Origin of the sequence: Nostoc sp. (assembly GCF_036919675.1) — a bacterium.
Taxonomy (GTDB): Bacteria; Cyanobacteriota; Cyanobacteriia; order Cyanobacteriales; family Nostocaceae; genus Nostoc.
This window is the reverse complement of record NZ_JBALCP010000131.1, coordinates 38,186-51,363: the sequence shown is the minus strand read 5'-3', so window position 1 is coordinate 51,363 and position 13,178 is coordinate 38,186. Positions and strand designations below refer to the sequence as shown.

Genomic DNA, 13,178 nt, shown 5'->3' with positions numbered 1-13,178 from the left:
GGTTTGAGTAAGTCAAATGTCATTTTGCTTGCGGAAAACACCAAAATGAGTAAGTCAAATGTCATTTTACTTGCGGAAAACATCAAAATGAATAAGCAAACTGGAGTTTGAATAAGTCAAACGTTATTTTACTTGCGGAAAACACCAAAATCAGAAAGCAAACTGGGGTTTGAATAAGTCAAATGTCATTTTGCTTGCGGAAAACACCAAAATCAGAAAGTCAAATGAACTTTTGAGTAAGTCAAATGCCTTTTTTATAAAGCATTTAAGTATTTTGAGAAAGTAAACTGGCATTTTGATAAAGCAATTAGGCATTTTGATAAAGTAATCAGCAAATATACCTGACAATTAAAAATCGTGGCTTCAAAAAGGAAGCCAACGCTAAAATAAATCAATAATTTTTTCAGTAGAATTTCCCAAGCGCAAAGAAAGATAAAGGATTTATAAAGGATCAAAAGCATGGTTAAAAATTTAACTCGTATAAATAGGGTTTCTTAAAGTCTGCGCTGGCGGACTTAATTTTTAGAGCCACAGATTTATTTTCTGAGTGGCAAATTTACCATGCTCTTTTTTTATTCTTCAAGCATGGTAAATTATGTCACTGAATTTTCAACGAACACGTGATTTACTCTATAACTTTCAATTTAGTGATTTGTTTATAGAACAATTAGGTTGGGCTAAACCTTCAAGACAAAAAGCTGTTACCTTAGAGATTGAGAATAAAACGTATCAATATCAGAGAATTGCTGAACTTTCAGGAGTTGCAATCTTTGAAATCACCGCAGCAGATGGGAAAATACCAGAAGCTAAAGTTAGAGTTGCTATTCATCAAGAAATTACTAAACTAATAGCTGAAAATCTCCTAATTTTTATTGCTCAAGAACGCACACGTAGTCTTTGGTATTGGGTGAAACGAGAAGGAAGTAAAAGCTACGTTCGTGACCATTTATATGTGAAAGGTCAACCAGGAGACTTATTTTTAAGCAAACTTGGTTCTTTAGTTATTGATATTACTGAATTAGAACATGGTGAACCGACTGTTGTCGAAATTGCCTATAAACTACAACGCAGCTTTGATGTTGAGCCAGTAACTAAGAAGTTTTACAAGGAATTTCAAGAGCAACACCAGAAGTTTTTGCTGTTTGTTAAAGGAATTGATAACGAGACAGATAGACGTTGGTACACATCGGTAATTCTCAATCGCCTAATGTTTGTTTATTTTCTCCAGCGTAAGGGTTTTATTGATAACGAAGATTTAAATTATCTTCAAAATAAGCTAGAACAAAGCAAGCAAAAAGGTGAAAATTGTTTTTATGCTAAATTTCTCAAAGCTTTGTTTTTTGAAAGTTTTGCAAAACCTGAGTTTGAACGCGATTTATCTGTACAAGAATTGGTAGGAAAAGTTAAATACTTGAATGGTGGACTATTTCTCAAGCATCATATTGAAGATAAATATGATATATCTATAGTTGATCAGGCATTTGAGCAAGTTCTAGATTTATTTGGGCGTTATTCTTGGAATCTAGATGATACGCCGGAAGGGAAAGATGATGAGATAAATCCTGATGTCTTAGGATTTATTTTTGAGAAATATATTAATCAAAAAGCTTTTGGAGCGTATTATACTAGACCGCAGATTACAGAATATCTCTGTGATAGAACTATCTACAAGTTAATTGTAGACCGCGTAAATGATACGCTATCTCATAAGGATAAGCGATTTGAAGATATTAACGAACTTCTGATCAAGCTGGATACAAACGTTTGTCGTCTACTAATAGAAGATATTCTTCCTAATTTATCAATTCTTGACCCAGCTTGCGGTTCTGGTGCTTTTCTTGTGGCGGCGATGAAGACACTAATCCAAGTTTATAGTGCGGTAATTGGGACAATTAAATTGATGGGAGATTCTCCTCTCAAAAAGAAACTTGAAGATATAGAAAATTCCCATCCATCACTACCTTATTTTATCAAAAAGCGGATTGTTTCTGATAACCTCTATGGTATAGACATCATGGAGGAAGCAACGGAAATTGCTAAACTGCGCCTTTTCTTAGCTTTGGTTTCTTCTGCTCACGATGTTGAAGAGTTAGAACCATTGCCTAATATTGATTTTAATATTATGGCTGGTAATTCGTTAATTGGTTTAATTCGGGTAGATGAAACAGCATTTGATGCAGTCGGAAATTCTCTACAAGGAAATCTATTACAGTCTTTAGCCGCAGATAGTTATAAGAAAATTCTCGAAGAAAAGAATAAATCTGTTGATTTGTACAAAAAACACGCTTTTTTACCTAAAGCATTACCTGATACAGATACACCTCAAGATACTCGATTGATACACCTTCGCAAAAATATTGAACAACTCAACAAAAAATCGCAAGAAAAGTTAAATCTTTTGCTGTTGGATGAGTTTAGTAAGCGTTTGGGTATCAAGTATGAAGAGGTTCAGTTAACTGGAAAATCACAGAAGCGTGTTTTGAAGGTTGAGGATATTGCAGCTTTGAAGCCGTTTCACTGGGGTTATCACTTTGACAAGGTTTTAGAACGCGGCGGTTTTGATGCGATTATAACTAATCCACCGTGGGAAACTTTTCAGCCTGATGCTAAGGAATTTTGCTCTGAATACAGTGATGTCGTGTCTAAGAAAAAGATGGATATCAAAGATTTTGAGGTTGAACTAAAACGTTTATTGATAGACACAAAAATACAAAAATTATGGTTAAAGTATCAAAGCGATTACAATCATCAAAGAGAGTATTTTAGATTTGCTGAACAATATAAAAATCAGGTTCCTATAATTAACGGTAAACGTCACGGTAAAGATGTTAATCTTTACAAACTGTTTTTAGAACAATGTTTTAATCTTTTACGTCATGGTGGTGGATGTGGCATTGTTATACCAAGTGGTATTTATACTGATTTAGGAGCGAAAAAGCTTCGAGAAATGCTATTTAATGATACTAAAGTTAGTGGTTTATTCTGCTTTGAAAATCGCAAAACAATTTTTGAAGGTGTTGATAGCCGTTTTAAATTTGTTGTTCTTACTTTTGAAAAAGAAGGCAAAACAAAAAATTTTCCTGCTGCTTTTATGCGCCATAATGTCCAAGAATTGCAAGAGTTCCCAAAAAATGATGGTTTAACAATTAGTATTGACTTGGTGCGAAAGCTATCACCTGATTCTCTTTCCGTAATGGAGTTCAAAAATGAGCTTGATTTTCACATTGCTGATAAAATGATCAAGTTCCCATTGCTGGGTGAAAAAGTTGAAGATGAATGGAACTTAGAACTACATCGTGAATTTAATATGACTGATGATGCTTTTCTTTTCAAGAAAAAGCCAGAGAAAGGTACATTAGCGCTCTATGAAGGTAAAATGATTCATCAGTTTACCCACTTATATGCTGAACCGAGATATTGGGTGGATGAACAGGAAGCGAGAAAAGCTTTATTAGGAAAGAAGAAAAACGACAATGGTCAATTATTAGACTATCAATCCTATCGGTTTTCATACCGTGCAATAGGAAGGAGTACGGATGCTAGAACTTTGATTGGAACAGTCCTACCCCAAAATGTTTTTTCTGGTAATTCTCTTAATATTGCATCACCAACTCAAGACAATAAATCTACAGTATTTATTGGTGCTATGCTAAATAGCTTTTGTGTAGATTTTGCATTACGTCAACAGGTATCTGCAAACATTAATATGTTTTACATCTACCAACTACCCGTCCCACGCTTAACAAAAAACGATCGCTACTTCAACGATATTGTACAACGCGCCGCCAAACTCATCTGCACCACACCAGAGTTTGACGACCTTGCAGAAGAAGTTGGTCTAGGTTCCCATCAACAAGGCGTTACCGACGAAACAGAACGCGCTAAACTCCGCGCAGAACTCGATGGAATGGTAGCACACCTTTACGGCTTAACCGAAGATGAATTTAGCTACATCCTCACGACATTTCCAATTGTTAATGCAGCTGTTAAAGAAGCAGCATTGTCAGCTTACCGTATCTTTGCCCCAATGTTTGCAGACTCAGAAAGAGTAGCATTAATTCATTAAGGTGAGAGTGATCAACTCAAATTTATATCTACTGCACCTTTAAATTTGTTGTAAAACAAACAAGATAAAGCAATGGAACATGAAATGGTAAAAACCATTGCTGCCTTTTTGAATATTAATGGCGCAAGCATGAAGGTTTTTAACCATATTAGCTGATTGGCAGGACGGGTAAAGGCGATCGCTGATATTGAATTAAAGTCAATCGAGCCTTGTCATCAAGATTTTCTCTGCAATTTGCAGGTTCGCGCCAACTTGGTTGTACCAATTTTGATCCTTAGAGAACTATGGGGATTGCTAGCAGCACATCACTGTCAAGGGCCTGATTATTAGTTGCCATCAGATATGGAAATGATGCAAATAGGGGCACAAATAGCAACAGATCGTAACATTTTGGATTAAGCTACTGTGTATTCAAATCGCATACAGTGAAGTAGCAAAGATCCTCGCTAGCACTGATTTTTCTAAGAAGGAGAAATAACTGTGAAATTTGGTTACACGCTCATCTGGGTAGACGATGTAGTTAAGACGGTTGAGTTTTACGAAAAAGCCTTTGGTCTGGTTCGTCGCACTCTCCAGGATAAGGGGCAATCTATCTGGGCTGAAATCGAAACCGGAAACACCACACTAGCTTTCTCCTCCAGTAGCGAGGCACATAAATTATTTCCTGGTGGCTTCCATCCCAACGACGCGACACAACCACCGCCATTAATCCAAATATCATTTATCACTCCTGATGTTGGCAGCGCTTATATGAGAGCAATCGGGGCAGGCGCAAAAACACTAGATGCTCCTAAAACTCAGCCTGGGGGACAAACTATTGCTCGTGTCCGCGATCCTAATGGTGTGCTGGTATCGTTGGTGAGTGGCTAGTACCGCAAGGCGGAAGTCAAAAGTCAAAAGTCAAAAGTCAAAAGTATTATGGAATAAGCTCTTTAGGGCTTTTCAATGGTCTGCTTATTTACGCCATGCTGTACTAGGTAATCAAATTTCCTTGGACGCGATTAATTGGGCTGACCTTTTTTTAATTAAAAATTAAAAATTAAGAAGAATAATAGTTTTTAATTAATTAATTTTGGGTACAAGCCCCTACTGAAATCTTTAATTTCAGTAGTCTACAATCAGTGGTGGGTTCAAGCCCCAAAGAATTGCAATTTTTAATTAATAATTTTTAATTTTTAATTGGAGCGTTCGCGCAGCGTCTCGTAGAGAAGCGACTTGACGTTGGTGTAGCCCGTCGTAGACATTGCGATCGCTTGGGTGAAAATCAATACCTAATAAACCATTTATAAAGTAAATCAAAAGTTAGGGTGTGTTACGGCTTTAGCCTAACGCACCGTGTTTTGTAGCGGTGTGTTAGGCGCTTTAATTATGTTTTTCGTGACAAAGAATATTTAAATATGCGCCTAACATAACCTACAGGAATTTTATTTTTACTTGATAAATAACCTCTGATTTTCTTACAGAAAAAAGCTTTTTATGAAAATTTAATCTATACAACTTGACATATAAACTTTTTCTCCACTAGCTTGGAGTTAATAGAAGTATCTTATACCGCAGATTCATAACAATTACTTAGTTGTTACTCGTTAGTTTCTCCTTGATAATCAAAAGTGAGTATCGTGAGTTAGTCAATGAAGTCCTTATAAAAATAGGACGAAATATATTGATGTTTCAGCAAATCGAGAAAGGGTTCAAAGTGCTTCTTCTATTTATAGACTAAGCTTTTTGGCGATATTTGCGTAAGTCCGATTAAAAAAAATTCAAATTATTTTTCTTTAATTTTGCTTGTCACAGGGTTGGGGCAGACATACAAAACCCCTGCTGGATCTCGCATCTATTATTTGTGACCATATTTCAAATATGTATAATTTATTTACACAACGCAATCTTCCTAACCATGAAATATGGGTAGAATTGCTGCATAAATCCCTTAACAACATCAGGCAACGCAAAAAGTAGCGGAGCCAGAATTACCTTCTTTGAAGAGGGAGCCAACTTACCCGCACCCCTGTCTGGACATGAACATTTCGGCAACAAGGATGGAATATCACAACCTGGTATTCGTGGCAGGCTTTCTGACAATCCCAAAGAACTTCTCACTCCTCGGCAGAATTCAGAGAACCCAAACCAGGGCAAACCAGGACAGGATGTTCTGTGGCCAGGAGAGTTTGTTTTTGGCTATGAGGGTCAAAACAATGAGGCTAAAACGTTGGAAGATAGCAAAGGTGAGGTTGTGTCGGCAGGACTAAGACTAGACTGGGCGAATGATGGCTCTTACCTTGTATTCCGCCGATTGCGTCAAGATGTGTGCAAGTTCCACCACTTTTTGAACGAAAAAGCTGCCTACCTGAACACCGACCCTCGAAAGGTGAGCGCAAAGCTGATTGGCCGCTGGACTAGTGGCGCTCCCACTGTCCGCACGCCCGAAGCAGATGCCCCGTGTTTGGGTGATAATGACGATGCCAATAATGATTTTGAATTTAACGGTGATGATCCACCCGAAAATCATTTCTTTAAAAACGATGTAGTTCCACCTTTTGCCGATGCAACGGGTCTGCGTTGCCCGTTTATTGCCCATACCCGCAAGACTTATCCACGCAACGACAAAACACCAGGAGGTGGAGGTCCTGGCCCCGAAGAGATTGAGCGCAGTGAAGTGACCACTCAAACACACCGCTTGCTCCGTCGCGGCATTCCTTATGGGCCGGTGTCTCCTTCAACGCCGAACAATCCGCTACCAGACCCGAACTTTGTTGATCGTGGTCTGCACTTTTTGGCTTATCAGACCTCAATTGAAGACCAGTTTGAGTTTGTAACCAAGTTATGGGTTAACAATCCAGACTTCAGTAAAGAGGCTGCTATCGGCCACGAGTCTGAAGGTAAATTAACTCTTGGTCACGATCCAATTATTGGTCAAAGTAAAAATAACAAACCAAATGGCGATCGCACACGCGAGTTCTTTATCCACCTTGAGGATGACCAAGGTAAACCTCGAACTAAGAAGTTGACTGCACCTGAAGACTGGGTGATTCCTACTGGTGGCGGCTACTTCTTTGCACCGTCGATTTCTGCTTTGAAGGATGTATTGACAAAGTAAGGATTTGATGTATGTAGTAAATACTAAACCATTTTGTGGCGTTGTATTGGTGGGCGATCGCATGGAACTGCAAACTTCTCAAGTTTTGTCTGTCAATAAATGCCAGCGCTTATAGCACAGTGGTCGATATTATGGGGTTTGTAGACCCTTAGGGTAATTATGAATTATGAATTTTGTTTTGCATCATTCATAATTTATTTATTTTCTCAACACCCTAATCTCAAACCTCAAATTTTATGGATTCAAATCCTTTGCTGTGTGCAGCGATCGCCAATCACATTACCACCAGTCCCCAGCAACGAATTACTTTTGCCCAATTCATGGAGATGGTATTATACCACCCTGAACATGGCTACTATTCCAGCGATGCAGTCAAAATTGGCTTTCAAGGTGGTGATTTTTTCACCTCTCCAAATCTCTGTGCTGACTTTGGCGAGTTACTAGCAGAACAATTTTTGCAAATGTGGGAGATTTTAGGAAAACCTGTACCCTTTTCTCTGGTAGAAATGGGAGCAGGTCAAGGATTGCTAGCATTGCATATCCTCAAATATCATCAGCTACGCTATCCAGATTTTTTTACTGCACTGGAGTACGTCATTGTTGAAAAGTCCCCAACTTTAAGACAAGAACAGCAGCAACGCTTGCAAGATTTACCCGTGCGTTGGTGCAATTTAGAGGATATACCATCTGAGGCGATCGCTGGCTGCTTTTTTTCTAACGAGTTAGTAGATGCGTTCCCCGTGCATCAATTCATCCTAGAAACGGGAGAACTGCGAGAAATTTATGTGACAACAGACAAGAATGAGAAACAAACCAATGCCCCATACCCATCATTTGTAGAAGTCACAGGAGAACTTTCAACGCCCCAACTGGCTGAATATTTAGACTTAGTGGAAATCGACTTTGCCCAAAGTGGATACCCAGATGATTACCGCAGTGAAATTAATTTAGCTGCTCTAGACTGGTTGAGTATAGTAGCAGACCGCTTGCAGCGCGGCTATGTGTTAACAATTGATTATGGCTACCCCGCCAACCGTTACTATAATCCCAGGCGATCGCAAGGAACGCTACAGTGTTATTATCATCATCGTTTCCATGACAACCCCTATATTAATATTGGGCGACAAGATATCACTGCCCATGTTGACTTTACGGCTTTGGAGCGCTGGGGCGAAAAGTACAATTTAAAGAATGTTGGTTTTATCCAGCAAGGATTATTTTTGATGGCGTTGGGGTTAGGCGATCGCATTGCTGCCCTTTCTGATCAACAGCAACCCCTCTTACAGTTACTACAGCGCCGGGACGCACTACACCAACTTATAGATCCCACCGGACTGGGCGGCTTTGGAGTCTTAGTTCAGAGCAAAGGTCTAGACAAGACAGAAATTTCTCAGCCACTAAAAGGATTGACGCTGCCTGAGTAAACGTAAAGAAAGAAAAGTTAAAACTCTATTTAAGAATGCACTATTAGTCTGATTTAGACTAGCATAACAGTGATTACTGTAAAGTTAAACACACTACCAAAGTAATAATTATGTCTACTCATGACCTGCTAATGCTAGCAACACTACTTACCCCTGGTATTTTACTTTCAGTGATAATTATGGTGACTTTTGCTGCTGGTGGTTGATTGCCAGAGTTAGGGAATAGAAAGTTAGGAGTAGGAAACTGGTATTTGGGATTGTATCTTAAGTCTTAAGTAACTACTTCCCAACTAATTTGAATCAAACAATGCAAAGGCGATGTCCACGATGGGCTGTGACGCTGTATTAAAGGAACGTGAAAAATGAAGGTGGCATTTCTGGGAACTGGACTGATGGGACTACCAATGGCTCAAAGGTTATTAGCCGCAGATATACAGCTAGTTGCCTACAATCGCACCCCAGAAAAATTAGCACCACTACAAGCAGCTGGGGCTGAAATTGTCACACATCCCCGCCACGCTATTCGTGCTGCTGAGTGCATAATCCTCATGCTTACTAATGCCCCAGCGATTTATAATGTGCTGCTTTCAGATACTGCTTGGCAAACTCTGCAAGGGCGCACTATCATCCAAATGGGAACAATTACTCCCACAGAAAGCCAGGAAATTAGAGATGCAGTTGTTGCGGGTGGTGGTGAATATTTAGAAGCACCCGTATTAGGGAGTATCCCGGAAGCAAAAGCTGGCAAGTTGAGTGTTATGGTAGGGGCTGAACCAGAACAATATGAACACCACTTGAAGTTACTCCAAAATTTTGGGACAGAACCTTTACTTATAGGCCCTGTGGGATCTGCGGCGGCGCTCAAATTGGCACTAAATCAACTAATAGCTTCCCTAACAACTAGCTTTGCTCTGAGTCTAGCTTTTGTCCAGCGTCAGGGTGTCGATGTGGATGTGTTTATGCAAATATTGCGCGACAGTTCACTCTACGCACCTACTTTTGACAAGAAGCTACAACGGATGTTGGATGGCAATTATGCTGATCCGAATTTCCCTATAAAACACTTGCTCAAAGATACAGAATTGTTTATCTCTGAAGCGAAATTTCAGAGTTTGGATCTCAGCAGTATTAAAGGTGTGCGACAAATATTGCAAACAGCCGTAAAAATGTCATTTGCTGATGATGATTACTCATCACTATTTTCTGTAATTAAAGAATGGGGAGAAGCGATCGGGGAATAAATTTTTGTAGGGTAGCACAGCTAGCTATGCTACCTTAACCCGTGATTTATATACCAATACGCTTGGGTTAGCGTCAAAAACCATAAACTGCGTAGGTTGGGTTGAACAAAGTGAAACCCAACAAACCACTGAAAATGTTGGGTTTCGTTCCTCAACCCAACCTACGATTCTCCTTAACCCAACCGTATTGGTTTATATACTTGAAAAAGTTGTAAGTTGAGACACATTGAGAGAAGTTTCTCCCTACACTCCAGTTCCCTGATATACAGGGGTGCGATCGCAGCTAGATAACTGTTCTTATTGATAATTTAGCTCTGTAACTGAGAATTAAAGTTCGATCTAACAAAATCGTATCGCTCCCGTTTCGGTTCGTGGCAAAGCCGTTGAGGATTAATCCGCGAATAATTGACACCTCTTTGTCTAAGTTACGCGCATAATCTTACTAAAGCTAGCGCAGATGCTTGCAATGTCTACTAGCAGTGGGCATAGTATCTACCAGACAAGTAACATTTAAGAACCATTCCAAATTGTGAATGCCTATCGCCGTTGCACTAACAGCCACTACAACCACTATCCACATAGTCCAAGGATTTCTGTCGCGCATAAGTTTACACTAAACACACAGTAACCACAATAATTAAACCAGCATAGATATCATTTAAAGTAATTGTTTCATTATTTATTCAAACGTTTTTCCAAAAAAGTGGAATCATTGAAGAAGAATTCAGAAGTCAGGAGTCAGAATCAATTAGTGGGGGATTCAAACCTGCCACTAATTGTAGACCGCTAAATTTTCAATTTAGCTCTTGTCTTAAACCCGTTTATTCATTCGCCACTCGCACAGAATTCAATTCTGAATTCTGGCTCCTGAATTCTGTTTTGATAATCGTAAATGATTATCATTATTAGTGAGTGGATATTTTATTTTCTAGAAGTCCCTAAAACACAACTAGAGCGCAGTACTCAAGCACATTCAAGCTATTTATACTTTACCTTTAAAGTAAGCTACTTTTGCAAGAGTTCTACTTTCAGTAGACCGAAAAGTTTTCCAGAAGCCTTATCAGTCCTTCATTTCACGTTGGGAATGCCATCTGCCGAAATCAGCTTCTAATCTACCTTTCAAGCACCTCTGTTCCAGATAGAGAAATAAAGTGATCGCCTGTGGTTGTGACGCAAAGCCCAAAAGCATTACCTGAAACCTTGATTCTTTCGTTAACTTTCAAAAGTTTTCGGTCTACTGACTTTGAAAATGCTGAATTAAAAGGTTTTAACTGAATCGTTAATAAGCATATTACTGCCCATTAGTAGTAGTTGATGAAGGAAATGGTAGAGATTCAGGCTGAGGCTGAGGCTGAGGTGACGGTTGAGGATTGAGAAATGCCTGCCAAGTCTTAATTTGCTCTTGCGCTGCACTGTAAGCAGCACTACCACGGGGAATCGATTTGGCAATCTCAATGCCTTTGGCAATATCAGACTGACCTTGAGAACGTGCTATTTCAAACAACTGCTGACTCCACTGGTCAATAGCCAGATTTGCATCCATCCGTAAGATGCTATTGTTTGAAACCCGATCTGCCAACCGTATTGCTTCAACCAAGGCTTCTGGCGTGCCAGCCGCCCCCACTTCCTGGGCTTTTTTCCAATTTTCTCTGGTGCGGATTTGCCCTTCCCAGTCATTTATCGCAGCTTGTGCTTCCCTAGAAAGCGCCCTTCCCGACGAGGCAATTTGTTGAGCGGCGCTAATCGCGGCAGTGAGATTTCCACTCTGAGCTAGTTCTTGTGCTTGATCCAAGTAGGGTTGGTCTTGAATTCGCTGAATCTTTCCTACCCAAGTACGAATTTTTTTCTGTGCTTCTAGATATAATGCACGACCTCTACGAATTTCGCTGGCTTGGGCGATCGCTGCTTGCAAGGAGTTGATATCGTCGAATATTGCTATCTGGTCGGCCCGTTCTAAGTAAGGTTGGTCTTCAATTGTCTCAACTTCGGCACTCCAGCGACCTATTTCTTGCCTAGCTTCTGTGCCGCGGGGGTTACTACCAGGGATCAGCTGCACTTGGGCGATCGCTGCTGTTAAATTAGGGACTGTTCCCTGGCTAGCTAATATTCTCGCTTTATCTAGATGGGCTACATCTTCAATTTCCAACTGCCAACGAGCAATCAATTGCTGTGCTTCGTTATACACTGGTCTTGAAGGATCAATTTGTTGTGCTTGGGCGATCGCAGCCTCTAAACCAGAAACATTACCGATCCAAGCACTCCTTTTCGCGTCAGCCAAGGCAATAAAGTCATCTGTTTCGCCCTGTAGTTTCGCACTCTCTGGAATTTGTCTAGCAATATTCAGTGCTTCATCGGCATCCCGCTTGTCTAGTTTTGCCTGTGCCAACTCCAGCATTTTGCGTCCAAATGCCGGAATCGCTTCCTGAGCTTTTTGGTAAAGGTAACTTTCCTGCCCAATCGACTCAGCTAGCTTGATCGCTTCTAGTAAATTATCAACTACTTTACTAGAAGCTAAGTTTTCAGCTTTTCCTAACTTATCGCCATCTTCCCGCGCTGTAGCAATCAGGCGATTCAATTGGTCGTATTTAGTAGTTGCCCAGTATTGATTGTCTACGCGCAGCATTTTGGCGGACAGCATGAATGCCGATTGCCAGCGTTGTTCCCGGACTTCGGCGATCGCACCGTTGTATGTGGCTTCTGCTTTTGACCAAATTGACTGCCATTTGCCAATTTGCTCATCGACTAATTTATGAGCTGCTACGTCTTCGGGTATTTTCTCAGCTGTAGCGATCGCTTCCTCTAAATTCCCTGTTTGGAAACTTTGATCAGCTAGCTTCAAAATATCCCGCGACCATTCTTGGATGAAACGATCAATTTCTCCATGCAACGGGTGATTTTGTGGTAGTTGCTTCACCAGAGCGATCGCTTGCAGTAGGTCATTCACTGTCTGTTTAGAAGCCGCCAATTGAGCGCAGTGTATCCGCACAGAAGCACTAGCTAGGGGCCAGAAAATCGATGGGCAATTAGGGGCAGCTGGCAACTTCAGCAGCATTGCCATTGCCAAGAATCCGACACCGCCGGTAATTAACATCAGCAGTACTGGCCACCACACCCAGCTTTTCATCCAGCGTGGCCATTTCCCAGGACTTCTACTGAGTTGGGCAGTTTTTCGCCGCTTCACTGACTTGGAGCTAGAATCAGTAGCTGGGACATCAACTGGTTGAGTTTCACCGAATTGTTCTGTTCGGGATAATCTTGTGTTTTGATCTGGCTCTCTTGCTTTGCCTGTTGACCAACTGTCTGGAATATCCCGCTCTGTCATCTCTCACACCAAAATAATTGAATAGCGC

The 13,178-nt window shown here is 40.4% G+C and carries 8 protein-coding genes; 6 read left to right on the top strand and 2 right to left on the bottom strand.

Going from position 1 to position 13,178, the window contains the following annotated elements; translation table 11 throughout:
- Nucleotides 1-595 precede the first annotated feature (595 nt).
- The 3 genes from V7K49_RS29605 to V7K49_RS29595 all read left to right on the top strand — a co-directional run bounded on the left by V7K49_RS29605 (nucleotide 596) and on the right by V7K49_RS29595 (nucleotide 4,936).
- A complete protein-coding gene (locus V7K49_RS29605; protein WP_335208806.1) occupies nucleotides 596-4,066 on the top strand; it encodes an Eco57I restriction-modification methylase domain-containing protein in 3,471 nt (1,156 codons plus the stop codon).
- Between the two features lie 156 nt (nucleotides 4,067-4,222).
- A complete protein-coding gene (locus V7K49_RS29600) occupies nucleotides 4,223-4,396 on the top strand; it encodes a GAF domain-containing protein (protein ID WP_442948706.1) in 174 nt (57 codons plus the stop codon).
- Nucleotides 4,397-4,546: 150 nt separating this feature from the next.
- Nucleotides 4,547-4,936 carry a VOC family protein gene (locus tag V7K49_RS29595; RefSeq protein ID WP_335208805.1) on the top strand — a complete coding sequence of 130 codons (390 nt, stop codon included), beginning with the start codon at nucleotides 4,547-4,549 and terminating at the stop codon, nucleotides 4,934-4,936.
- Nucleotides 4,937-5,224: 288 nt separating this feature from the next.
- On the opposite strand, the gene V7K49_RS29590 is transcribed toward V7K49_RS29595, so the two are convergent.
- Complete coding sequence (locus V7K49_RS29590) at nucleotides 5,225-5,365, bottom strand: hypothetical protein (protein ID WP_335208804.1); 141 nt, start codon at nucleotides 5,363-5,365, stop codon at nucleotides 5,225-5,227.
- A 622-nt stretch (nucleotides 5,366-5,987) separates the two neighbouring features.
- Between V7K49_RS29590 and V7K49_RS29585 the strand changes: the two genes are divergently transcribed.
- The 3 genes from V7K49_RS29585 to V7K49_RS29575 all read left to right on the top strand — a co-directional run bounded on the left by V7K49_RS29585 (nucleotide 5,988) and on the right by V7K49_RS29575 (nucleotide 9,828).
- Nucleotides 5,988-7,163: a Dyp-type peroxidase gene (locus V7K49_RS29585; RefSeq protein ID WP_335208821.1), complete on the top strand. Its 1,176-nt coding sequence runs from the start codon at nucleotides 5,988-5,990 to the stop codon at nucleotides 7,161-7,163.
- 236 nt (nucleotides 7,164-7,399) lie between these two features.
- Nucleotides 7,400-8,587 (top strand): class I SAM-dependent methyltransferase, encoded by a 1,188-nt coding sequence (locus V7K49_RS29580; RefSeq protein ID WP_335208803.1) that lies wholly within the window; start codon nucleotides 7,400-7,402, stop codon nucleotides 8,585-8,587.
- Between the two features lie 362 nt (nucleotides 8,588-8,949).
- Nucleotides 8,950-9,828: an NAD(P)-dependent oxidoreductase gene (locus V7K49_RS29575; RefSeq protein WP_335208802.1), complete on the top strand. Its 879-nt coding sequence runs from the start codon at nucleotides 8,950-8,952 to the stop codon at nucleotides 9,826-9,828.
- A 1,291-nt stretch (nucleotides 9,829-11,119) separates the two neighbouring features.
- Here V7K49_RS29575 and V7K49_RS29570 read toward each other — a convergent pair.
- The gene (locus V7K49_RS29570) at nucleotides 11,120-13,150 is read right to left on the bottom strand and encodes a chromosome segregation ATPase (RefSeq protein WP_335208801.1); all 2,031 of its coding nucleotides are present in this window, start codon (nucleotides 13,148-13,150) and stop codon (nucleotides 11,120-11,122) included.
- Nucleotides 13,151-13,178: the final 28 nt, after the last annotated feature.

Coding starts and splice junctions, on each gene's coding strand:
- V7K49_RS29580 (WP_335208803.1), top strand. CDS start 7,400: ATGGATTCAAATCCTTTGCTGTGTGCAGCGATCGCCAATCACATTACC.
- V7K49_RS29605 (WP_335208806.1), top strand. CDS start 596: ATGTCACTGAATTTTCAACGAACACGTGATTTACTCTATAACTTTCAA.
- V7K49_RS29570 (WP_335208801.1), bottom strand. CDS start 13,150: ATGACAGAGCGGGATATTCCAGACAGTTGGTCAACAGGCAAAGCAAGA.
- V7K49_RS29575 (WP_335208802.1), top strand. CDS start 8,950: ATGAAGGTGGCATTTCTGGGAACTGGACTGATGGGACTACCAATGGCT.